General features: G+C 66.2%; 23 protein-coding genes and 1 pseudogene. 10 read left to right on the top strand and 14 right to left on the bottom strand.

Annotation, left to right across the window (positions count from 1 at the left end):
* From L810_RS33095 to mug, 5 genes are all read right to left on the bottom strand, one after another.
* A partial coding sequence (locus tag L810_RS33095; RefSeq protein WP_042977161.1) for an acetyl-CoA C-acyltransferase occupies window positions 1-685 on the bottom strand: 685 nt, incomplete at its 3' end.
* Between the two features lie 291 nt (window positions 686-976).
* The gene (phaP, locus tag L810_RS33100; RefSeq protein WP_021162577.1) at window positions 977-1,561 is read right to left on the bottom strand and encodes a TIGR01841 family phasin; all 585 of its coding nucleotides are present in this window, start codon (window positions 1,559-1,561) and stop codon (window positions 977-979) included.
* Between the two features lie 506 nt (window positions 1,562-2,067).
* On the bottom strand, window positions 2,068-2,832 hold the full coding sequence (locus tag L810_RS33105; protein ID WP_021162578.1) for a ParA family protein: 765 nt from the start codon (window positions 2,830-2,832) through the stop codon (window positions 2,068-2,070).
* 101 nt (window positions 2,833-2,933) lie between these two features.
* Complete coding sequence (locus L810_RS33110) at window positions 2,934-3,557, bottom strand: DNA-3-methyladenine glycosylase (RefSeq protein WP_021162579.1); 624 nt, start codon at window positions 3,555-3,557, stop codon at window positions 2,934-2,936.
* The gene (gene mug / locus L810_RS33115; protein WP_021162580.1) at window positions 3,544-4,092 is read right to left on the bottom strand and encodes a G/U mismatch-specific DNA glycosylase; all 549 of its coding nucleotides are present in this window, start codon (window positions 4,090-4,092) and stop codon (window positions 3,544-3,546) included. Before mug ends, L810_RS33110 begins: the two co-directional genes overlap by 14 nt.
* A 52-nt stretch (window positions 4,093-4,144) precedes the next feature.
* Here mug and L810_RS49830 point away from each other — a divergent pair.
* A pseudogene (locus L810_RS49830) lies at window positions 4,145-4,472 on the top strand (IS5-like element ISCARN85 family transposase); the annotation flags it as partial.
* Between the two features lie 12 nt (window positions 4,473-4,484).
* On the opposite strand, the gene L810_RS33125 reads toward L810_RS49830, so the two are convergent.
* The 4 genes from L810_RS33125 to L810_RS33140 form a co-directional block, all read right to left on the bottom strand.
* A complete protein-coding gene (locus tag L810_RS33125) occupies window positions 4,485-4,766 on the bottom strand; it encodes a hypothetical protein (protein WP_021162582.1) in 282 nt (93 codons plus the stop codon).
* A gap of 98 nt (window positions 4,767-4,864) precedes the next feature.
* A complete protein-coding gene (locus tag L810_RS33130) occupies window positions 4,865-5,053 on the bottom strand; it encodes a hypothetical protein (protein ID WP_042977162.1) in 189 nt (62 codons plus the stop codon).
* Window positions 5,054-5,394: 341 nt separating this feature from the next.
* Window positions 5,395-5,952 carry a single-stranded DNA-binding protein gene (locus tag L810_RS33135; RefSeq protein WP_021162583.1) on the bottom strand — a complete coding sequence of 186 codons (558 nt, stop codon included), beginning with the start codon at window positions 5,950-5,952 and terminating at the stop codon, window positions 5,395-5,397.
* 101 nt (window positions 5,953-6,053) lie between these two features.
* Window positions 6,054-7,241 carry an MFS transporter gene (locus L810_RS33140; RefSeq protein ID WP_021162585.1) on the bottom strand — a complete coding sequence of 396 codons (1,188 nt, stop codon included), beginning with the start codon at window positions 7,239-7,241 and terminating at the stop codon, window positions 6,054-6,056.
* 264 nt (window positions 7,242-7,505) lie between these two features.
* Here L810_RS33140 and uvrA point away from each other — a divergent pair, with 264 nt between their 5' ends.
* A complete protein-coding gene (gene uvrA, locus L810_RS33145) occupies window positions 7,506-10,391 on the top strand; it encodes an excinuclease ABC subunit UvrA (RefSeq protein ID WP_021162587.1) in 2,886 nt (961 codons plus the stop codon).
* 245 nt (window positions 10,392-10,636) lie between these two features.
* A complete protein-coding gene (locus L810_RS33150; RefSeq protein WP_021162589.1) occupies window positions 10,637-11,722 on the top strand; it encodes an AI-2E family transporter in 1,086 nt (361 codons plus the stop codon).
* An 86-nt stretch (window positions 11,723-11,808) separates the two neighbouring features.
* Here L810_RS33150 and purU read toward each other — a convergent pair whose 3' ends face one another.
* From purU to L810_RS33175, 5 genes are all read right to left on the bottom strand, one after another.
* A complete protein-coding gene (purU, locus tag L810_RS33155; protein WP_021162590.1) occupies window positions 11,809-12,693 on the bottom strand; it encodes a formyltetrahydrofolate deformylase in 885 nt (294 codons plus the stop codon).
* Window positions 12,694-12,766: 73 nt separating this feature from the next.
* The gene (locus L810_RS33160) at window positions 12,767-13,633 is read right to left on the bottom strand and encodes an NUDIX hydrolase (RefSeq protein ID WP_021162591.1); all 867 of its coding nucleotides are present in this window, start codon (window positions 13,631-13,633) and stop codon (window positions 12,767-12,769) included.
* A 5-nt stretch (window positions 13,634-13,638) separates the two neighbouring features.
* Window positions 13,639-14,253, bottom strand: coding sequence for a LysE family translocator (locus tag L810_RS33165; RefSeq protein WP_021162592.1), 615 nt, complete (start codon window positions 14,251-14,253; stop codon window positions 13,639-13,641).
* A gap of 41 nt (window positions 14,254-14,294) precedes the next feature.
* Complete coding sequence (locus L810_RS33170) at window positions 14,295-14,861, bottom strand: adenine phosphoribosyltransferase (RefSeq protein WP_011353218.1); 567 nt, start codon at window positions 14,859-14,861, stop codon at window positions 14,295-14,297.
* A gap of 82 nt (window positions 14,862-14,943) precedes the next feature.
* Window positions 14,944-16,950, bottom strand: a complete 2,007-nt coding sequence (locus tag L810_RS33175) for a monovalent cation:proton antiporter family protein (RefSeq protein ID WP_021162594.1) — start codon at window positions 16,948-16,950, stop codon at window positions 14,944-14,946.
* 126 nt (window positions 16,951-17,076) lie between these two features.
* Here L810_RS33175 and kdsD point away from each other — a divergent pair, with 126 nt between their 5' ends.
* From kdsD to hpf, 7 genes are all read left to right on the top strand, one after another.
* Window positions 17,077-18,060, top strand: coding sequence for an arabinose 5-phosphate isomerase KdsD (gene kdsD / locus L810_RS33180; RefSeq protein ID WP_021162595.1), 984 nt, complete (start codon window positions 17,077-17,079; stop codon window positions 18,058-18,060).
* Window positions 18,060-18,596: a KdsC family phosphatase gene (locus tag L810_RS33185; protein ID WP_021162596.1), complete on the top strand. Its 537-nt coding sequence runs from the start codon at window positions 18,060-18,062 to the stop codon at window positions 18,594-18,596. The genes kdsD and L810_RS33185 overlap by 1 nt, the downstream gene beginning before the upstream one ends.
* A gap of 3 nt (window positions 18,597-18,599) precedes the next feature.
* On the top strand, window positions 18,600-19,214 hold the full coding sequence (gene lptC, locus L810_RS33190) for an LPS export ABC transporter periplasmic protein LptC (RefSeq protein WP_021162597.1): 615 nt from the start codon (window positions 18,600-18,602) through the stop codon (window positions 19,212-19,214).
* Between the two features lie 20 nt (window positions 19,215-19,234).
* Entirely contained in the window at window positions 19,235-19,900 is a 666-nt protein-coding gene (gene lptA, locus L810_RS33195) for a lipopolysaccharide transport periplasmic protein LptA (protein WP_021162598.1), read from the top strand.
* Window positions 19,897-20,673, top strand: a complete 777-nt coding sequence (gene lptB, locus L810_RS33200; protein WP_021162599.1) for an LPS export ABC transporter ATP-binding protein — start codon at window positions 19,897-19,899, stop codon at window positions 20,671-20,673. The genes lptA and lptB overlap by 4 nt, the downstream gene beginning before the upstream one ends.
* Before the next feature lie 171 nt (window positions 20,674-20,844).
* A complete protein-coding gene (locus L810_RS33205; RefSeq protein WP_042977154.1) occupies window positions 20,845-22,350 on the top strand; it encodes an RNA polymerase factor sigma-54 in 1,506 nt (501 codons plus the stop codon).
* A gap of 158 nt (window positions 22,351-22,508) precedes the next feature.
* Window positions 22,509-22,868, top strand: coding sequence for a ribosome hibernation-promoting factor, HPF/YfiA family (hpf, locus tag L810_RS33210; RefSeq protein WP_006477786.1), 360 nt, complete (start codon window positions 22,509-22,511; stop codon window positions 22,866-22,868).
* Window positions 22,869-23,034: the final 166 nt, after the last annotated feature.

Below are 23,034 nucleotides of genomic sequence, written 5' to 3' on the forward strand. Positions count from 1 at the left end.
GCGATTCCGCCGTCACGCCGTGGCGCACGAATTCGTCGGTCGCGAACTGCAGCGGCTCGCCCTTGCGTTGCGGGATCGACACCGGCACGATCTCGTCGTCGAAGCGGCCGGCCTTCTGCGCGGCTTCCGCCTTGTTCTGCGACAGCGCCGCGAATGCGTCCTGCTCTTCGCGCGTGATCCCGTATTCCTTCGCGACGTTCTCCGCCGTGATGCCCATGTGGTACTGGTTGTACACGTCCCACAGGCCGTCGACGATCATCGTGTCGACCAGCTTCGCATCCCCCATCCGGAAGCCGTCGCGCGAGCCCGGCAGCACGTGGGGCGACGCGCTCATGTTCTCCTGGCCGCCCGCGATCACGATGTCCGCGTCGCCCGCGACGATCGCGTTCGCCGCCAGCATCACGGCCTTCAGGCCCGAGCCGCACACCTTGTTGATCGTCATCCCCGGTACTGCCGTCGGCAGCCCGGCCTTGATCAGCGACTGCCGCGCCGGGTTCTGGCCCGAGCCGGCCGTCAGCACCTGGCCCATGATCACTTCGCTCACCTGCTCGGGCTTCACGCCCGCGCGCTCCAGCACCGCGCGGATCACCGTCGCGCCCAGTTCGGGCGCCGCAATCTTCGCGAGCGAACCGCCGAATTTGCCGACCGCGGTCCGCGCGGCCGATACGATCACTACGTCCGTCATGTCCAGTTCCTGCATTGAAATCAGTTCGTCGTTCCGACGCCGGTGCGAGCCGGTCTCGGCCGGCGAACGCGCCCCCGGGCCATCCGGCGCGGTAGCGGTCGCATGCCTCCGTACGGCGAACCGCACCCGTTCGCACGGGCGGCACACCAGCACGGCTCGCCGGGTCACCGGCGCGTTGCGGCAGACCGGACGCGAGCCGGACACCGCGCGGCACACGCGGCGTCCGGCGCCATCCGGCGCCGATCAATCGTGTCGCGCCCGTGCGCGACACATGCTTGCGCGGCTACGCGATCACGCAGCCGATTCGCGGGCGGCCGCGGCGTCCTTGCGCGCGGCGGCCGCCGTTTGCTTCGCACCCCGCGTTGCCGTTTCGCTGACCGCGTCGAAGCCGCTCTGGGCGGCTTCGATCGCCTGCCCCGTCGCTGCGCGTACGGAGTCGGCCGCGGCGGTCGCCGCGGACAACGCCGAGTTCAGCGCGGCCACCACCGGCGCCGAGCCGGCCGGCGCGTGCTTCGACAGTTCGCCCAGCACGTCCTTCAGGCGCTTGTCGTTCTGTTCGTATTGGGCTTGCGCGACCTTTGCCCATTCGGATTGCGTCGACACCGCGATGTCGAACAGGTGGCGGCCGTAGGACACGGCCTTGCCGGCCGCTTCCTGCGGCACGGCGATCTGTTGCGCGAAGCCCGCGGCCGGATTGCTGCTGTTGAACGCGTTCTTCAGCTTGTCCTCATATTCCTCGAGCGCCGTCCGGGCCGCTTGCAGGTTGAGTTCGACGACAGCCTCGAAACCTTGGATAGCCGGACGGGCGATCGCAAACCACGCGGCGATACCGGACTGATAATCGGCGTTGAGTTTTTCGGGGGCAAATACGGACATCGGGTACGCTCCTGTTGGCAATGCGAGAGACGACGTAAGGAAAATCGGAAGCCGGTTCGATAGCAGACTTCCTTATTGACAACCCGTCACTTGTTTGAGTACGGGAGGTTGAAGGAGCCCATTCTAGATCGATTAATTGTCAATTAAATGGCATTAATGCTAGGTGTAAACCCCTAATCCAATCCCGGGCGACCGCTGGAACCCGTGATGCGCCGACATCGCAGACGGGACGGCGCTTCACTCTGTCCCGCAATGCATTTTTACCTTTTTACAGGATAGCCGATCATGACGTCGCGCAACATTTACCAATTCATTATTCCGTTTATTAGAAAACCGGCGCACATTGAAAATTGAGCAGTCGCTTATGTAATCGTTTTTTCCGGATTTATTATGAAATCGTTTTCGGGATTATTAATGACGAAATCAATGATCGGACGAATTGCGGGTCGCAATAAAGAAAACGGCCGCATGATGCGGCCGCGTGCGGGTCAGGCAGGCGCGGAAGGTCAGCCGGCCAGTTCGCGATGCAGCGCGAGGAACTCCTGCGCGAGCTTGTGCCCGGGCTCCAGATGGATCACCGGCCTGGACTGCTGATGCGACTCGCGGATCTTCACCGAGGCCGACAGCTTCGACGCAAGCACCGGCAGCCCTTCTTCGACGAGTTCGTCGACGAGCCGCTGCGGCAGGCTTGCTCGCGGCTGGAACTGGTTGATCACGATCCCTTCCACCTCGAGCGTCGCGTTGTGGTCCTGCTGGATCTCCTTCACGTTCTCGAGCAGCGTGTACAGCGCGCGACGTGAAAAATCGTCGCAGTCGAACGGGATCAGGCAGCGCTCGACCGCGATCAGCGCCGAGCGCGTATAGAAATTCAGCGCGGGCGGCGTGTCGATGTACACGGCGTCGTAGGCATCGAGCTCGTTCAGCGCGTCGCGCAGCTTGTAGATCTTGTAACGCGATTCGAGCTTGCCGTGCAGCGTGTCGAGATCCGGATGCGCGGGCATCACGTCGAGCCCTTCGAACGGGGTCGGATGGATGAACGATGCGACGTCGACCGGACGGAAGTTGAAGGTCAACGCGGTTTCGAAGAAATCGGCGACACCCGGCTGCGCGTCGGCCGTGGCGTCGCCGAGCAGGTAGCGCGTGGAGTTCGCCTGTGCGTCGAGGTCGATGACGAGCGTGCGCAATCCTTCGCTCGCGCTGATCGCCGCCAGGTTGCAGACGATCGTCGACTTGCCCACGCCGCCCTTCTGGTTGAATACGACCCGCCGCATGGTGCCCCCTCGATCGAACGTCGAAAAGAGCAGCTTAGCCGGTCAATAATGGCGACCGCGTGACGCAGGTCGAATTGCGTGCGACTTGTGTACGGCTCGCGTCAGGTGCGCGGCAGCGCCCCCGACACGTACCGGCTGCCGGGCACGCACCACCGCCACGGGAAATCCATGCCGACGCGAATGCCGATGCGCGGCCCGCCCGCCAGGTTCGCGGGCGGCGCCGCACCGTCGTCGACGATCGCGAATCCTTCGCGCGCAGCGACGAGATCGACGCCATCCTGCGCACCACTGATCCCCATCGCCTGGGTCAGCCGCGCCGGCCCGCGGCACAGGTCGCGATCGCGCGTCTGCGGCGGCCGGGCCGCGCGCATCCGTTCGATTCCGTGCAGCGGCTCGAGCGCACGGATCAGCACGCCCGTCCCCGTGCCGTCCGGGCCGCACACGCAGTTGCAGCACCAGTGCATGCCGTAGGTGAAATAGACGTACAGGTGCCCCGGCGGCCCGAACATCGTCGCGTTGCGCGGCGTCTTGCCGCGATAGGTATGCGCGGCCGGGTCGATCGCGCCGGCATAGGCTTCCACTTCGACGATCCGCCCTGCCCGGCCGTCCGCGGCCGCGAGGATCTTGTTGAGCAGTTGCGGCGCGACGTCGGTGGCCACGCGGTCGAAGAACGCGCGGGGCAGCACGGCGCCCGGCCACGCAGGCGCGGGTTCACCGCGCTGCATCCCGCCTCTCCGGTTGAAGACCGGAACCGGCCTTCGCGTGCAGGCGCAGTTGACGGTAGGCGTCGACCAGATCGTCGAGGCCGAACGCGAGATTTCTCCCGCTGGGATTGGGCAGCACCCAGGCACTTGCCCCCTGCATGCGGGCCGGCTGCAATCCCCATCCGACCTCACGCTGGCCGGAAAGCGCCGAGTACGCCGCCTTGCCGAGAAAGGCAACGAAGCGCGGCCGATAACGCGCCACCTTTTGCTCGAACCCCGCGGCCGCGGCCATGAATTCCGCGCGCGAAAGCTGATCGGCGCTTGCGGTCGGCCGCTTCACCACCGCCGTCAGGCCGCAGCCATGGCCGAGTATCGCGCGATCGTCCTGCGGCGAAATTTCCGTCGGCGTGAAGCCTGCGAGATGGATCACGCGCCAGAAGCGGTTGCTTCTCCCGGCGAAGTGATGCCCGGTCTCGGCCGCGGTCAGGCCGGGGTTGATCCCGCAGAACAACACGTCGAGATGCGGAGCGATGAGGTCAGGGAGTTCGTCGGCCACGATTCGTCTGGATTGCGAGGGACAAGGACATCAATGAAAAGGAACCAGGCGCTCGGCCGGCGACGCGCCGCACGGACGAGCAATGCTCGAACGTCTGGAAGCGCCGAATCGGCCGCTGCACCTGCTGATGGACAAGGCGTACGAAGGCAACGAAACCCGACAACTCGCGCTCGATCTCGGCTTCATCCCCGTCGTTCCTCCGTTGGGCACGCACGTTGAGCCTTGGGAGTACGACCGGGAGTTGTACAAACGTCGCAACGAAGTCGGGCGGCCGTTCCGTCGATTGAAGGGTTTTCGTCGCATCTTCCCGCGTCGACAAACTCGATCTGATGTTCACTGCCTTTATCAACTTCGCCTTGATCGTCGAAGCCCTTCGTTAGCGTGAACACATCCTAGTCCCCTTCGCGTCGGGACCGGCGAATCAAATGCCACTCCAGGTAGGCGCTGTGTCCGAACAGGATTGCCGACGTCAATGCCAGACGCCCCGTCGTGAGCACGCCCGGCGCCACGACACTGCTCAACGCGGCCACCCCGACCGACATCGGAAGCGTTCTGCCGAACGCACCCAGCAAGACGGCAAACCATCCATCGCCGAACTCCTTGCTGAAGCGCTCGGGATAAAGGCCGTACCTCAAGAACTTCCTGACCGGGCTTCGCAAATCACGAAAATGCATGACGACTCCCGACATTTCAATACATCGAACACGACAGGTGTGCGAGCATCGAAATGCTCGCACACCCCCTACGGACAGGCAAAACTGCCCGTCGATATTCAGAACTTGCAGATCCAGGCCTGTCCGAGGAACGCGCCCGCGCCACTCAGAAGTGCTGCTTGCGGGCCACGGGCGGCGCCCACCAGGGCTGCCCCGCCAACCGCCGCCCAGTTGATGGGTGCCGGATTAAGTTGACACGAAAAAGCGCCACTGACCTGTTTCAGGTCGTTTCGTTTGAGCTCATGCATCGATTCGGTATCCTGATAAAAGTTGACTTGGGCCGGCTGCATCTGCGATCACATTCAGCGCCGACAACGCACTCTATCCGCGGGAGCTGTCTCGATAAATATGGAATTTCTCACGGGAATGAAGAAATCCACAACGAAATCGCCGAACCGCACCGCTCACGATGCAGGCTCAAAAATCGAGCCAGCTGTCGGGTTCGGGGGTTCGTAGGCCACCCTTGGTTCCTGCCGGCCGGGTCTCGGCTTCCGTCTTGCGGGGAAGGAAAATTCGCGGAATCGCGAATACAAAAGAAAAACCCCACCAGAGGGCGGGGTTGATCTTTACATTTCTCGGATACGCGAAATCAGAACGGGATATCGTCGTCCATTTCGTCGAAGCCGCCACCTGCCGGTGCGCTCGGACGGCTTTGCGCGCCGCCGCCAGCACCGCCACGCGCCGCGCCGCCGGCACGACCGCCGCCGCCACCGCCGCGTTCCATCTGTTCGCCGCGACCGCCGCCGCCGCCACCACCGTAGCCGCCGCCGTAACCGCCTTCGTCACCGCCGCCACCGCCGCCGCCCGCACCGCCGCGGCCGCCGAGCATCTGCATCTGGTCGGCGACGATTTCGGTCGAGTAACGATCCTGGCCGTCCTGGCCCTGCCACTTGCGCGTGCGGATGCGGCCTTCGATATAGACCGACGAACCCTTCTTCAGGTATTCGCTGACGATTTCCGCCAGACGGCCGAAGAACGCGACGCGATGCCACTCGGTCATTTCCTTGAAATCACCGCTGGCCTTGTCCTTGTAGCGGTCGGTCGTCGCGAGACGGATGTTCGCAACCGCGTCGCCGCTCGGCAGGTAACGGACTTCAGGATCGGCGCCGAGATTGCCGACGAGGATGACCTTGTTGACGGATGCCATGTGTTTCTCCAGTAAATTCGATGCCGGGCCGCCCGCTCACGCTGCCGGTGCGGCCCGCCGGGCAAGCCGGCGAACGCCGCCGGTGCCTGCCCGAAGTAAGTTCAGGCCTTGCGCGGCGGCGCTTTCATGCTGGCCGCGATTATAAGCCACGCGGCAACGAGCCCCGAGCACGTGTAGAACACCGTGTTGGCGCCCCCGTGCTTCAGCAGCCAGCCGCCCACGATGCCGCCGAGCGCGAGCCCGATCGACTGCGTGGTGTTGTAGACACCCGTGGCCGCGCCCTTGCGCGAACCGGGCGCGAGCTTCGACACGAGCGACGGCTGCGACGCTTCCAGGATGTTGAAACCGAGGAAGTAGACGAACAGGATCGCCGCCACAATCAGGATGGTATGCGGCGCGCTGCCCAGCAGCAATTGGCCGATCAGGATAGCCAGAATGCCGCCGAGCAGCACCGGCTTCATCTTGCCCCGTTTTTCCGCGACGATGATCGCCGGAACCATCATCACGAACGCGAGCCCCATCACCGGCAGGTAGACCTTCCAGTGCGCGGCGACCGGCAGGCCGCCGTCGACGAGCAGGCGCGGCACGACGAGGAACAGCGCCGTCTGCGTCGCGTGCAGCACCAGCACGCCGAAGTTCAGGCGCAGCAGCTCGACGTTGTGCAGCACCTCGGCGAACGGCGCGGGCACGTGCACGGGTTTCGCCGCGTCGGGCACGATCCACAGCACGACGCCGATCGCGAGGATCGACAGTACGCCGACGATCGCGAACAGCCCGCTCATCCCGACCCAGTGGAACACGATCGGCGCACCGACGATCGCGACCGCGAACGACACGCCGATCGAGCCGCCGACCATCGCCATCGCCTTCGTGCGGTTCTGCTCGGAGGTCAGGTCGGCGATGAACGCGAGCACCGCGGACGAGACCGCCCCCATCCCCTGGATCACGCGGCCGACGATGATCCACGTGATGTCGTGCGCGAACGCGGCGACGAAGCTGCCGAGCGCGAAGATCACGAGGCCCGTGGCGATCACCGGCTTGCGGCCGAACTTGTCCGACGCCCAGCCGTAGAAGATGTAGAACAGCGACTGCGTGACGCCGTAGGCCCCGAGCGCGATGCCGACGAGCAGCACGTTGTCGCCGCCCGGGATGGTTTTCGCGTAGACCGAGAACACCGGCATGATCATGAACAGGCCGAGCATGCGCAGCGCGAAGATCGCCGCGAGCGACGTGGTCGCGCGCAATTCGGGCGCAGTCATGCGGGAAGACGTGGCAGACGGATTGGACATCGGGAATGAATTTCGAATGATCGGGATGACCGCCCGACACCGGGCGGCGGAAGATCAGGACCAGCGGCCCGGGAGGCTTGGCGGGCGACACGTCGGGGCAGGATTCAGGCGGCCCGCGGGCCACCCGGAACCGCGCGGCGCGGCCGCTTTCCCGGCGCAGGCGCCGCCTTGCTGCCACCTGCGGCCAAGGCCGGGGGCCCCAAACGACGGCCTCGAAAAGCCGTTATAGTAGCAGGTTTGGTTCCCTCCATTTTCGCCAGGTTCATGGAACAGATCCGTATCCGTGGGGCACGTACCCACAACCTGAAAAACGTCAATCTCGACCTGCCGCGCCACAAGCTGATCGTGATTACCGGGTTGTCCGGGTCGGGCAAGTCGTCGCTCGCGTTCGACACCCTTTATGCCGAGGGCCAGCGCCGCTACGTCGAAAGCCTGTCCGCGTATGCCCGCCAGTTCCTGCAGCTGATGGAGAAACCCGACGTCGACCTGATCGAGGGTCTGTCGCCCGCGATCTCGATCGAGCAGAAGGCGACGTCCCACAACCCGCGTTCGACCGTCGGCACGGTCACGGAAATCCACGACTACCTGCGACTTTTGTACGCACGTGTCGGCACGCCGTACTGCCCCGACCACGAGATCCCGCTCGAGGCGCAGAGCGTGTCGCAGATGGTCGACGCGGCGCTCGCGCTGCCCGAGGAAACCAAGCTGATGATCCTCGCGCCCGTCGTCGCCGACCGCAAGGGCGAGCACGCCGAGCTGTTCGAGGACATGCAGGCGCAGGGTTTCGTGCGCTTTCGCGTCCGTTCGGGCGGCGGCACCGCGAACGAAGGCGTCGGGAAGATCTACGAAGTCGAATCGCTGCCGAAGCTGAAGAAGAACGACAAGCACACGATCGACGTCGTCGTCGATCGCCTCAAGGTGCGCCCGGACATGAAGCAGCGCCTCGCCGAATCGTTCGAGACGGCGCTGCGCCTCGCCGACGGCCGCGCGATCGCGCTGGAGATGGATACCGACAAGGAACACCTGTTCAGCTCGAAGTTCGCGTGCCCGATCTGCTCGTACTCCCTCCAGGAGCTCGAGCCGCGCCTGTTCTCGTTCAACAACCCGATGGGCGCGTGCCCAGAATGCGACGGCCTCGGCCAGATCACGTTCTTCGACCCGAAGCGGGTCGTCGCGCACCCGTCGCTGTCGCTCGCGGCCGGTGCCGTGAAAGGCTGGGACCGCCGCAACCAGTTCTACTTCCAGATGCTGCAGAGTCTCGCGGCCTTCTACGAATTCGACATCGACGCCGCGTTCGAGGACCTGCCGGAAAAGATCCGGAAGGTGCTGCTGTTCGGCTCGGGCAAGCAGACGATCCCGTTCTCGTACATCAACGAGCGCGGCCGCACGACGATCCGCGAGCACGTGTTCGAAGGGATCATCCCGAACCTCGAGCGCCGCTACCGCGAGACCGACTCGGTCGCGGTGCGCGAAGAGCTGTCGAAGTACCAGAACAACCAGCCGTGCCCGGCGTGCGAAGGCACGCGCCTGCGCCGCGAAGCGCGCCACGTGCGCATCGGCACCGGCGACCACGCGCGCGGCATCTATGAAATCAGCGGCTGGCCGCTGCGCGACGCGCTCGGCTATTTCGACGGCCTGACGCTCGAAGGCGCGAAGCGCGAGATCGCCGACAAGGTGATCAAGGAAATCGTCGCGCGCCTGACGTTCCTGAACAACGTCGGCCTCGACTACCTGTCGCTCGAGCGCAGCGCCGAGACCCTGTCGGGCGGCGAGGCGCAGCGCATCCGGCTCGCGTCGCAGATCGGCTCGGGCCTGACGGGCGTGATGTACGTGCTCGACGAGCCGTCGATCGGCCTGCACCAGCGCGACAACGACCGCCTGATCGCAACGCTCAAGCACCTGCGCGACCTCGGCAACTCGGTGATCGTCGTCGAGCACGACGAGGACATGATCCGCACGGCCGACTACGTCGTCGACATGGGCCCGGGCGCCGGCGAGCACGGCGGCGTGATCGTGGCCGAAGGCACGCCGAAGCAGGTGCAGTCGAACCCGCAGTCGCTCACCGGCCAGTACCTGGTCGGCAAGCGCACGATCGAGTACCCGGACGAGCGGCTCGCGCCCGATCCCGAGCGGATGCTGCGCATCGTCGACGCGCACGGCAACAACCTGAAGCACGTCGACCTCGAGCTGCCGGTCGGCCTGCTGACCTGCATCACCGGCGTGTCGGGCTCCGGCAAGTCGACGCTGATCAACGACACGCTGTATCACGCGGTCGCGCGCCACCTGTACGGCTCGTCGGCCGAACCGGCGCCGCACGAGGCGATCGAGGGCCTCGAGCACTTCGACAAGGTGATCAACGTCGACCAGTCGCCGATCGGCCGCACGCCGCGCTCGAACCCGGCCACCTATACGGGCCTGTTCACGCCGATCCGCGAGCTGTTCTCGGGCGTGCCGACCTCGAAGGAACGCGGCTACGATCCGGGCCGCTTCTCGTTCAACGTGAAAGGCGGCCGCTGCGAATCGTGCCAGGGCGACGGCGTGCTGAAGGTCGAGATGCACTTCCTGCCGGACGTCTACGTGCCGTGCGACGTGTGCCACGGCAAGCGCTACAACCGCGAAACGCTCGAAGTGCAGTACAAGGGCAAGAACATCAGCGAAGTGCTCGACATGACCGTCGAGCACGCGTATGCGTTCTTCAGCGCGGTGCCGGTCATTGCGCGCAAGCTGAAGACGCTGCTCGACGTCGGCCTCGGCTACATCCGCCTCGGCCAGTCGGCCACCACGCTGTCGGGCGGCGAGGCGCAGCGCGTGAAGCTGTCGCTCGAACTCTCCAAGCGCGACACCGGCCGCACGCTGTACATCCTCGACGAGCCGACCACCGGCCTGCACTTCCACGACATCGCACTGCTGCTGGAAGTGATCCACCGGCTGCGCGACCAGGGCAACACGGTCGTGATCATCGAGCACAACCTCGACGTGATCAAGACGGCCGACTGGGTGATCGACCTCGGCCCCGAAGGCGGTGCCGGCGGCGGCCAGATCATTGCGCAGGGCACGCCCGAGCAGGTCGCGAAGACGAAAGCGAGCTTTACCGGCAAGTACCTCGCACCGCTGCTCAAGCGCCCGACCCGCAAGGTCGCGGCAGGCTGACGCTTCGTGCCCCTCCCGCGCGCGGCCGCCCGGCCGCGCGCGCTTCTGCGCACCGCGCAACCGGCCTCCTCTCGTTTTCCCTTCTGCGTTTACACCATGCGCCAAACGGCCCCGTTGCGGCCCATAATGGCGGCTATACTTTACGGTCGTAAGGTTCGCCGTACGCACCAATCCGGTGCAGCGTCGGGCGAACACGGCTCTGCCGCGCATTCCGCGGCATGACACACGAACGACAGGAATCCACGATGGAGAAGCAACCAGACTCGTCTCGCGATACGCAGAATCGCGAACCGCACCTGCGCAGCGTGCGGCTGACGAGCGACTTCAGCCTGCCGAAGCTGTCGGCACTCGAGATCGGCAGCTATGTGTTTGCGATCCTCGCGATGTGGCTCGTGATCGAGCTCAAGCTGCTCGGCGGGCTGCTGGCCGGCCTGCTCGTCTACCAGCTGATCCACACGATCGCCCCCGTGATCGAACGTCACACCACGAGCATGCGCGCGCGCTGGGTCGCCGTCGTGCTGCTGGCCATCGCGATCGTCGGCGCGCTGACGGGCCTGACGATCGGCATCATCGAACACTTCGAACGCACGGTGCCGAACCTGCAGAGCCTGCTCGACCAACTGATGCAGATCGTCGAGCAGACCCGCGCGCGCACGCCGGCCTGGATCGCGAACCTGCTGCCCGTCGACGTCGAGCAGATGAAGACGAAGGCTGCCGTGCTGATGCACTCGCACATGGACCAGCTTCAGCAAAGCGGCAAGAGCGTCGCGCGCGGCTTCGGCCACGTGCTGTTCGGGATGATCATCGGCGCGATGATCGCGATCGGCGTCGAGCACGGCAAGGTGCGCCGGCCGCTGTCCACCGCGCTCGTCACGAGCGTGTCGCGCTTCGCCGACGCATTCCGCCGGATCGTGTTCGCGCAGATCAAGATCTCGGCGATCAACGCGGTGTTCACCGGCATCTACCTGCTCGTCGCGCTGCCGATCTTCCACCAGCGGCTGCCGCTGTCGAAAACGCTCGTGCTCGTCACGTTCATCGTCGGCCTGCTGCCCGTCATCGGCAACCTGATCTCGAACACGTTGATCGTCGCCGTGTCGCTGTCGGTCAGCATGGGCACCGCGATCGCGTCGCTTGCGTTCCTCGTGGTCATCCACAAGCTCGAATACTTCCTGAACGCGAAGATCATCGGCGGCCAGATCGAGTCGCGCGCGTGGGAGCTGCTGCTCGCGATGCTGATCATGGAAGCCGCGTTCGGGCTGCCCGGCGTGATCGCCGCGCCGATCTTCTATGCGTACCTGAAGCGCGAGTTGTACCTGCTGCGGTTGATCTGAGGCAGCCGGCGCGCTCAAGCAACAAAAAACGCCGCACCCCGTAACGGGTGCGGCGTTTTTGCTTGTAACGGGCCTGCGCCGGCGAATCAGCGGAACACGACCGTCTTCGTCCCGTTCAGCACGATCCGGTGCTCGACGTGCCACTTCACCGCACGCGCGAGCGTCACGCACTCGACGTCGCGGCCGATCGCGGTCAGCTGGTCGGGCGTCATGCTGTGGTCGACGCGCTCGACTTCCTGCTCGATGATCGGGCCTTCGTCGAGATCGGTCGTCACGTAGTGCGCGGTCGCGCCGATCAGCTTCACGCCGCGATCGAACGCCTGGTAATAAGGCTTCGCCCCCTTGAAGCTCGGCAGGAACGAATGGTGGATGTTGATCGCACGCCCGGCGAGCTGTTCGCACATGTTCGGCGACAGGATCTGCATGTAGCGCGCAAGCACGACGAGATCGGCCTGGTGCTCGTCGATCACTTCCAGCACGCGCGCTTCCTGCGCGGCCTTCGCGGCATCGGACGAGCCGCCGATCAGCGGAAAGTGATGGAACGGGATGTTATAGCTCGCGGCGAGCTGGTAGAACTCCTTGTGGTTCGACACGATCGCCGGGATCTCGATCGGCAGCTGGCCGGTGCGATAGCGGAACAGCAGGTCGTTCAGGCAGTGGCCGATCTTCGACACCATGATCACGACGCGCGGCTTCACGGCCGCGTCATGCAGTTCCCAGCGCATCGAGAACTGCTCGGCGAGCGGCGCGAATTCCTTGCGAAGCGTGTCGAGCGCCGTCGCGGCATCCGCGCCGCCGCCGTCCTGCTCGAAGTGCACGCGCATGAAGAATTCGCTGGTGCGGCTGTCGCCGAACTGCGCCGAATCGAGGATGTTGTTGCTGCGCTCGAACAGGAAGCCCGAGACCGCATGGACGATGCCGTGCCGGTCGGGGCACGACAGTTTCAAGATAAAGCTGTGATCGGTCGGCATGACCGCTACTCCCTTCGTTTCCGTATTCGTCAAATTGCCCGTTCGCGCCGCCGGACTGCGTGCGCGGCACGCGTCACGCGGCCGGTGCAAACAGGGCGTCGATGCCCGCCGCGTCGGCCGCCGGGATCCAGCGGTGGCGCAGCAGCGTGTCGAGCGTCGCGAGGCTCGCATCCATCGTCGCGCGGCCGGCGCGCAGCCAGCCGATCACCTCGGGCACGCCGGCCAGCAGGTGCTCGGCCACTTCGCCGTCCTGGTTGCGCGGCGCGAAGTCGCGCGGCAGCGGCAGGTCGTACACGAAGATCAGTTCGGACTGCGTGCCTTCCGGCAGCGAGCACAGCACCTGCACCGCGCGGCCCGCGATCGCGCGCGCGGCCAGCTCGGCGGGAATGCCGGCTTCTTCCCAGCATTCCTTCGCGAGCGTCTCGTGAACGCCCAGGCCCCAGCCGATCCCGCCCGCGACGACGTTGTCGAGCATGCCGGGGTCGGTTGCCTTGGTCTCGCTGCGGCGGCCGAGCCACATCTGCGGGACGGCCGCGGCGGGCGGCTCGCCCGGCGCAACCGCATATTCTACGATGCCGTTCAGATGCACCGCGTAAGTCTGCGTGCCGAAGAAGCGCGACGCGGCGCGCTCGATGTACGCGAGCGGCGGATCGTCGAAGCGGTTGCGGATCGCGTAGATCTCGTCGCGCCAGCCGGGAATCGCGCCCTCGGCCGCGAGCGCGCCGATGGCGCTCGCCAGCGCCATGCTGCGTGCGTCGACCGAGTCGTAGCGCGCCGCCAGCACGACGCGGTCGTCAGTCAGCTCGAACACGTCGGGCCAGCGGGCGAGCATCGCGACATCCTGGCGGCGCACCCAGCCGACCGCCTGGCCGGCCATCTCGAAACGCAGGTGCGCAGCCGGGTCGAAACGGCGCGCGGCCGCAATGCACGGAAACGTCATCGTCGTCAGTCCTTCAGCGCCACGCGGATGCCGATCGCGATGAACGTCGCACCGGCGATCCGGTCGAGCCACACGCCGGCCTTCGGGCGGCGCTTCAGCCACGCGCCGATCATGCCCGCGCCGACGCCGAACAGCGAGAAAACCACGGCCGTCTGCAGCATGAACAGCGCGCCGAGTTCGAACATCTGCAGCGTCACGCCCTGCCCGCCGTGCGGATCGACGAACTGCGGCAGGAACACGACGAAGAACAGCGTGACCTTCGGGTTCATCAGGTTGCCGATCACGCTCTGCCGGAAGATCGTGCCGAGCGGCTGCGGCGGGCGCTCGTGCGCGTTCGCGAGGCCCTGGCTGCGCAGCGCCTTGATGCCGATCCACACGAGGTACGCGGCGCCCGCGAGCTTCAGGATCTCGAACGCGACCGGCGACGAACGCAGCACGGCCGCGACGCCGAGCGCCGCGAGCGTCGTGTGGAACAGGATCCCGGCGGTGAAGCCGAGCGCGGCGACGAAACCGGCCGCGCGGCCCTGCGAGATGCCGCGTGCGAGCACCTGCAGGTTGTCGGGACCCGGCGCGAACGTAATCGCGATCGACGTGGCGAGAAACAGCATGAAGTTGGGCATCGAGACCTCGCTGTGTAACGTGGAATCAGGCGTGCCGGCGATCAGTGGCCGGCGAATTCGGTGACGGTATAAACCGGCAATCCCGCGTTGCGCAGCAGCGCCGAGCCGCCGAGATCGGGCAGGTCGATGATCGCCGCGCCTTCGACGACCTCCGCGCCGAGCCGCTGCAGCAGGTTGCGCCCCGCCATCATCGTGCCGCCGGTCGCGATCAGGTCGTCCATGATGATCACGCGGTCGCCGGGGCGGCACGCGTCTTCATGGATCTCGACCGTCGCGCTGCCGTATTCGAGGTCGTACGATTCCGAGCGCGTCTTGTACGGCAGCTTGCCGACCTTGCGGATCGGCACGAAGCCGACGCTCAGCTCGTACGCGACGATCGGCGCGATGATGAAGCCGCGCGCGTCGAGGCCCGCGACGTAGTCGAGCTTCGCATCGACATAACGCTCGACGAACAGGTCGACGAGGATGCGCAGCGCCTTCGGGCTCTGCAGCAGCGTCGTGATGTCGCGGAACATCACGCCCGGCTGCGGCCAGTCGGGCACCGTGCGGATCTGGCTGTGGATGAAGGCGACCGGATCGAGCGGTGCGCCCGACGACGAATGCGGCATGAAACTCTCCGAAAAAAACGGTGCGCGAAGATCGGGCACCGTTTCGAATAAATACGGGTCAGGTTATCAATCCATGCGCGGCTCAGGCTGCCGCGGCCGGCGGATCGCGCCGATGGCGCGACAGCCGCTCCTCCGCGAGCGCGAGGGCCTCGGGCAGCCCGCGCAGCACGACGATGTCGCTCGCGCGCAGCTTGGTCTGCGGATCGGGTTCGACGCCGCGGATGCCGTGCCGGCGGATCGCCGTGACTTCGAGCCCGAGTGCATACAGCCCGAGTTCTTCCAGCGAACGCCCGACCGCGTCCGCGCGCGCATCGACCGGCACCGATTGTAGCCGCACCTGCTCGTGGTCGTCGTCGTCCGCATCGTCCGCGCCGCGGAAATAGCCGCGCAGCAGGCTGTAGCGCTCGTCGCGCATTTCCTCGACGCGCCGCACGACCTTGCGCATCGGCACGCCCACCAGCACCAGCGTGTGCGACGCGAGCATCAGGCTGCCCTCGACGATCTCCGGAATCACCTCGGTCGCACCGGCCGCGAGCAGTTTCTCGAGATCGGCATCGTCGACGGTGCGCACGATCGCGGGCAGCGTCGGCTCGAGTTCGTGTACGTGGTGAAGCACGCGCAGCGCGGACGGCGTGTTCGCATAGGTGATCGCGACCGCCGCCGCGCGATGGATACCGGCCGCGAGCAGCGACTCGCGGCGCGCCGCGTCGCCGAACACGACCGATTCGCCGGCCGCCGCGGCCGCGCTCACGCGATCGGGGTCGAGGTCGAGCGCGACGTACGAAATGCCTTCCTGTTCGAGCATCCGCGCGAGGTTCTGGCCCGCGCGGCCATAACCGCAGATGATCACGTGGCCGCGCTGCTTGAGGCTTTGCGTCGCGATCCGCGTCATCTGCAGCGACTGCTGCATCCATTCCGTAGACGAAAGCCGCATCACGATCCGGTCGGCGTTCTGGATCAGGAACGGCGCGGCGAGCATCGACAGCAGCATCGACGCGAGGATCGCCTGCAGCAGCGTCGAATCGACGAGATGCCGGTCGAGGATCAGGTTCAGCAGCACAAAGCCGAATTCCCCGGCCTGCGCGAGCCCGATGCCGGTGCGCATCGCGACACCCGGCGTCGCGCCGAACAGCCGTGCGAGCCCGGCGATCATCGTCCCCTTGAACAGGATCTGCCCGACGAAGAAACCGAGCACGAGGAACGGATGCTCCCAGATCACGCGCGGATCGAGCAGCATCCCCGTCGTCACGAAGAACAGGCCGAGCAGCACGTCGCGGAACGGCTTGATGTCCTCTTCCACCTGATGGCGGAACGGCGTCTCGGAAATGAGCATCCCCGCGATGAACGCGCCGAGCGCGAGCGACAGGCCGAAGCGGTCGGTGATGAACGCGGCGCCGAGCGTGACGAGCAGCAGGTTCAGCACGAACAGCTCCTGCGAGCGGCGCCGCGCGACGACGTTGAGCCAGCGCGTCATGAAGCGCTGGCCGATGACCAGCAGCAGCGTGAGCGCGATCACGATCTTGACGGCCGCGAAGCCGAGCGTGAGCGCGAGGTCCTTCGACGATTCGGCGCCGAACGCGGCGATCACGATCAGCAGCGGCACCACCGCGAGATCCTGGAACAGCAGCACGCCGAAGATGTTGCGGCCGTGTTCGGTCTCGATCTCGAGCCGCTCGGCGAGCATTTTCGACACGATCGCCGTCGACGACATCGCGAGCGCGCCGCCGAGCGCGATGCTGCCCTGCCACGTGATGTGTACCCAGTGCTCGAACAGCATGCCGAGCACGAGCGCGAGCACGAGTGTCGCGACGACCTGCAGCAGCCCGAGCCCGAACACGAGCCGCTGCATCGCCCTCAGCTTCGCCAGCGAGAACTCGAGGCCGATCGAAAACATCAGGAACACCACGCCGAATTCCGCGAGGTGCTCGGCCCGTTCGAGATCCGCCGCGACGCCGAAGGCGTGCGGGCCGACCAGGATGCCGACGGTCAGGTAGCCGAGCATCGGCGGCAGGTTCAGCGAGCGGAATACGACGACGCCCACCACCGATGCCAGCAGCAGCAGGAGCGTCATTTCGAGCGGGGAAATCACGGGCAAAGCGTCCTCGTTCGTCGGGGCCACGGGAAAGCGGGCGCGGCAGGGTGGCGGTGGACAGGCGACATCGGACGAGTCCGAAGGCCCGGCGCGGCGAACAAACGCCTTTGCTATACTCCGCGCATGATAGCGAAAATCAATGATGATCGGGCGCTCGCGCTCGCCCGCGACGTGCTCGACATCGAGGCGGACGCCGTGCGCGCGCTGCGCGACCAGCTCGACGGCGGCTTCGTCCAGGCCGTCGCGCTGCTGCTCGGCTGCCGCGGCCGCGTGGTGGTGTCCGGTATCGGCAAATCGGGGCATATCGCCCGCAAGATCGCGGCCACGCTGGCCAGCACCGGCACGCCGGCCTTCTTCGTCCACCCCGCCGAGGCCAGCCACGGCGACCTCGGGATGGTCACCTCCGACGACGTCTTCATCGGCATCTCCTATTCCGGCGAATCGGAAGAACTCGTCGCGATCCTGCCGCTCGTGAAACGGATCGGCGCGAAACTGATCGCGATCACGGGCCGCGCGGGATCGAGCCTCGGCACGCTCGCCGACGTGAACCTGAACGCCGCGGTCTCGAAAGAGGCCTGCCCGCTGAACCTCGCGCCCACCGCGAGCACGACCGCCGCGCTCGCGCTCGGCGACGCGCTCGCCGTTGCGGTGCTCGACGCGCGCGGCTTCGGTTCGGAAGATTTCGCGCGCTCGCACCCGGGCGGCGCGCTCGGCCGGCGCCTGCTCACCTACGTGCGCGACGTGATGCGCTCGGGCGACGACGTCCCGTCCGTCGGGCTCGACGCGACGCTGTCGGACGCGCTGTTCCAGATCACCGCGAAGCGCCTCGGCATGACCGCCGTGGTCGACGCCGACGGCAAGGTCGCCGGCATCTTCACCGACGGCGACCTGCGCCGCGTGCTCGCGCGCGACGGCGACTTCCGCACGTTGTCGATTACCGACGTGATGACGCGCGACCCGCGCACGATCGCACCGGACCACCTGGCGGTCGAGGCCGTGGAACTGATGGAGCGCCACCGGATCAACCAGATGCTGGTGGTCGATGCCGACGGCGCGCTGATCGGCGCGCTGAACATGCACGACCTGTTTTCGAAGAAGGTGATCTGATGAGCGCAGCGCTGACTGCGGCCGAACGCGCGAGCCGCGTGAAGCTGATGATTTTCGACGTCGACGGCGTGCTGACCGACGGCGGCCTGCTGTTTACAGCGGCCGGCGACACGATGAAGTCGTTCAATTCCCTCGACGGCCACGGTGTGAAGCTGCTCGGCGAAGCCGGCATCGCAACCGCGATCATCACGGGCCGCCGCTCGGAAATCGTCGCGGCACGCGCGAAGGAAATGAAGATCGCGCACCTGTTCCAGGGCGTCGAGAACAAGCTTGCCGTGTTCGCCGATCTCATCGCATCGCTCGGCCTCGCCGCCGACCAATGCGGCTACATGGGCGACGACTGGCCCGACCTGCCCGTGATGCTGCGCTGCGGCTTCGCGACCGCCCCCGCGAATGCGCACCCCGAGGTGATCGCCCGCGCGCACTGGGTGGCCGAGGCCCGCGGCGGCCACGGCGCCGTACGCGAAGTCTGCGATGCGATCCTGCGCGCGCAGCGCCGCTACGACGCGCTGCTCGCGGCCGCCTGCGGAGCCTGACGGATGAACACGCATTTCCGCTGGACCCAGCTGCTGCCGCTCGTCGCGGTCGCCGCGCTCGCGGGTATCACCTGGTGGCTGCTGCAGGCCACGCTGCCGCCGCCCGGCGAGGGCACCGCGCAGCCGAAGCGCCATACGCCCGACTATTTCGCGGACAACTTCTCGGTCACCGAGCTCGACCAGTCCGGCTCGACCCAGTACCGGCTCACGGCCGCGAAGCTGATCCACTACGAAGACACCGAAAACAGCGACCTGACCGATCCGGCGATGCGCGCGTTCCAGCCCGGCAAGCCGGTCGTGACGACCACCGCGAAGCGCGGCATCGTCAACGGCGACGTGTCGATCGTCGACTTGTACGACGACGCGCGCATCCTGCGCGCGGCCGGCGGCGGCGATCCGCAGATGCAGGCCGATTCCCAGCATTTCCGGATCTTCGTCAATGACGATGTGATCCAGACCGAAAAGCCGGTTAAACTTCAGCGCGGCCTGTCGCTCGTCAACGCGACCGACGGCATGAAGTACAACAACGTCACCCGGGTCATCGAGCTTTACGGCAACGTGCGCGGCACGATCGCCGCGGCGGACACGTCCGGCGGCTCGAAAGGTCAACCCAAGTGACGCATCCCTCACGTGACTGCATGAACGAACCGTTCCCTCGACAGAATTCCGGCGGCGCTGCGCGCGCCGTCCGCGCCGCGCTTGCCGCGGCGCTCGTGGCGCTCCCGCTGGCCGGGCTGGCGCCGCTCGCCCATGCCGAGAAGGCCGACCAGAACAAGCCGATCAACGTCGAGGCCGACAACCTGACCTATGACGACCTGAAGCAGGTCACGGTCGCGACCGGCAACGTCGTGATCACGAAGGGCACGATCATCATCAAGGGCGATCGCGTCGAAGTGCGCCAGGACCCGGAAGGCTATCAGTACGCCACCTCGTTCGGCAGCGGCAAGAAACACGCGACGTTCCGCCAGAAGCGCGAAGGCCTCGACGAGTACATCGACGGCGACGCCGAGCGCATCGACTACGACGGCAAGCAGGACCTGACCACGCTGACCACCGCCGCGACCGTGCGCCGCCTGCAGGGCACGTCGACCGTCGCCGATACCGTGCACGGCAGCGTGATCACGTACGACGGCCAGCGCGACTTCTACACCGCGAAGGGCGGCAAGGACGTCGCCGCGCCGGGCAACCCGAACGGCCGCGTGCGTGCGATGCTGTCGCCGAAGAACGGCGGCCCCGCGCCGCTGAACGGCGCGCCGGCGAAGCTGTCGCCGTCGACCACGATCCAGGGGGCGCCGGGCCAATGAACGCACTACCGAACCGCCAGCCGGCCGGCACCACGAGTTCGCTCGTGGTCCGCAACCTGAAGAAGCGCTACGGCTCGCGCACGGTCGTCAAGGACGTGTCGCTCGACGTGAAGAGCGGCGAAGTCGTCGGCCTGCTCGGCCCGAACGGTGCCGGCAAGACCACGTCGTTCTACATGATCGTCGGCCTCGTGCCGCTCGATGCGGGCGAGATCTCGCTGAACGGCAGCTCGATCAGCCTGCTGCCGATCCACAAGCGCGCGTCGCTCGGCCTGTCGTACCTGCCGCAGGAAGCGTCGGTGTTCCGCAAGCTGACCGTCGAGGAAAACATCCGCGCGGTGCTCGAGTTGCAGCACGGCGAAGACGGCAAGCGGCTGTCGAAGGACGCGATCGCGTCGCGCACCGAAGCGCTGCTCGACGAGCTGCAGATCGGCCACCTGCGCGAGAACCCAGCGCTGTCGCTGTCGGGCGGCGAGCGGCGCCGGGTCGAAATCGCGCGCGCGCTCGCGACCAACCCGAACTTCATCCTGCTCGACGAACCGTTCGCCGGCGTCGACCCGATCGCGGTGCTCGAGATCCAGAAGATCGTCAAGTTCCTGAAGCAGCGCAACATCGGCGTGCTGATTACCGATCACAACGTCCGCGAAACGCTCGGCATCTGCGACCACGCATACATCATCAGCGACGGTTCGGTGCTCGCCGCCGGTGCGCCGAGCGAAATCATCGAAAACGAAAGCGTGCGCCGCGTGTACCTCGGCGAACACTTCCGGATGTAACTCCCCTTCGTGGCTGGCTGCACCCCGCCCGGCATCGCCGCGCGGGGCCGCGCCCTGCTCTGCAACCACGCCCGCGGCCGTGCCCGCGGCCGGGCGGCGCGCCGCGCGTAATCGCGGATGGCTCAACGCGCCTGGGTCGTGGCAAACTGCCGGTATGACTCCCTCCTTGCCATGAAAGCCAGCCTTCAACTCCGCCTGTCGCAACATCTGGCGCTGACGCCCCAGCTACAGCAGTCGATCCGGCTCCTGCAGTTGTCGACGCTCGAATTGCAGCAGGAAGTCGCGATGGCCGTCGCGCAGAACCCGCTGCTCGAGAACGACGATGAATGGATCGCGAGCCCGCTGCGTGTCGCAGCGGACGGATCGTTGATCGCGCAGACGCCTCCCGCCCAGAACACCGAGCCCGCTGCGACAAACAGTAGCAGTTCGTCGAGCGAGCGCGCCGAGCGCGACGAACCGGCCGGCGCGGACGAATACGACGGTTACGCGTCCGGCGACGGCAACGACGGCCCGCAGTGGAACCTCGACGAATTCGGCCGCGCGAGCGGCGCGTCCGACGACGACGACCTCCCGCCGCTGCAGGTGCAGGAAGCGGCGACGTCGCTGCGCGACCACCTGTCCGCGCAATTGCGCGTCACGCAGGCCAGCCCGCGCGATCGCGCGCTCGTGATGTTCCTGATCGAATCGCTCGACGACGACGGCTACCTGACCGCCACGCTCGACGAAGTGCTCGCCGACCTGCCGCCCGAGCTGGAAATCGACTGCGACGAACTGAACGCGGCGCTCGCGCTGCTGCACAGCTTCGACCCGGCCGGGGTCGGCGCCCGCTCGGCATCCGAATGCCTGAAGCTGCAGTTGCTGCGCCTCGATCCGTCCCCGACACGCACGCTCGCACTCGAGATCGTGTCGCAGCATCTCGAACTGCTCGCCGCCCGCGACTTCACGCGGCTGCGCAAGCACCTGAAGGCGAGCGACGACGCGCTGCGCGACGCGCACACGCTGATCCGCTCGCTGGAGCCGTTCCCCGGCGCCGCGTACGGCAAGGCCGAGGCCGACTACGTCGTGCCCGACATCATCGTGAAGAAGGCCGGCCAGGGATGGCTCGCGGAGCTCAATCCGGAGGTCGTGCCGCGCCTGCGGATCAACAACCTCTACGCGAACATCCTGCGCAACAGCCGCGGCGATCCGTCGGCCGGCTCGCTGAAGCAGCAGCTCCAGGAAGCACGCTGGCTGATCAAGAACATCCAGCAGCGATTCGACACGATCCTGCGTGTCGCGCAGGCGATTGTCGAGCGTCAAAAGAACTTCTTCGCGCACGGTGAAATTGCCATGCGCCCCTTGGTTTTGCGGGAAATAGCTGATACGCTGGGCCTACACGAGTCGACTGTCAGCCGTGTGACAACCGGGAAGTACATGCTGACCCCGTTCGGGACGCTTGAATTTAAGTACTTCTTCGGATCTCACGTCTCGACCGACACCGGTGGCGCCGCCTCGTCGACCGCCATCCGAGCCCTCATCAAGCAACTGATAGGAGCTGAAGACCCAAAATCGCCACTTTCGGACAGCCGCATTGCCGAGCTGCTGGCAGAACAGGGGTTCGTGGTCGCGCGCCGCACGGTTGCGAAGTATCGCGAAGCCCTCAAGATCCCGGCAGTGAATCTGCGCAAGTCTCTTTAAGCCTGCTGCCTGCCCGGCGGCGGGCGTGTTCCGGCCACCGCGCACACGGGGAACAGGCCGGGCGACCTGTCCGCGATACGCCGCCTCGTGCGGCATGGGCAAGTCGACCGGAGCGCCGCCTCGATGCGGCCGGGTGGTCACTCGCTTGGAGAAGCACTATGAACCTGAAGATCAGTGGACATCATCTCGAAGTCACGCCTGCAATTCGCGAATACGTGATCACCAAGCTGGACCGGGTGCTACGGCATAGCGATCAGGTGATCGATGGCACTGTGATCCTCTCGGTCGACAATCACAAGGAAAAGGACAAGCAGCAGCGCGCGGAAATCAATCTGCACCTGAAGGGCAAGGACATCTTCGTCGAAAGCGCGAACGGTAACCTGTATGCGGCGATCGACCTGCTGATCGACAAGCTGGACCGTCAGGTCGTCAAGCACATGGAGCGCCTGCAAACGCACGCGCACGACCCGATCAAGCTTCAACCGTCGATCGACCAGATCGAACTGCCGCCGCAGTAACCTTCACCGCAACACACACGTCGCCCGGCTCGCCGGGCGTTTTTTTTGCGACTCCGCGCGGTGGTGCAACCGGTCCGTCCACGCTGCGCCACGCACGCAGCTGTGCTCTATAATGTTCCGGTTATCGCCGGGGGGGCGCTGGATGCGGTAGCTGCCTTGCAGATTG

Source organism: Burkholderia sp. AU4i (assembly GCF_000466765.1).
GTDB classification, from domain to species: domain Bacteria; phylum Pseudomonadota; class Gammaproteobacteria; order Burkholderiales; family Burkholderiaceae; genus Burkholderia; species Burkholderia cepacia.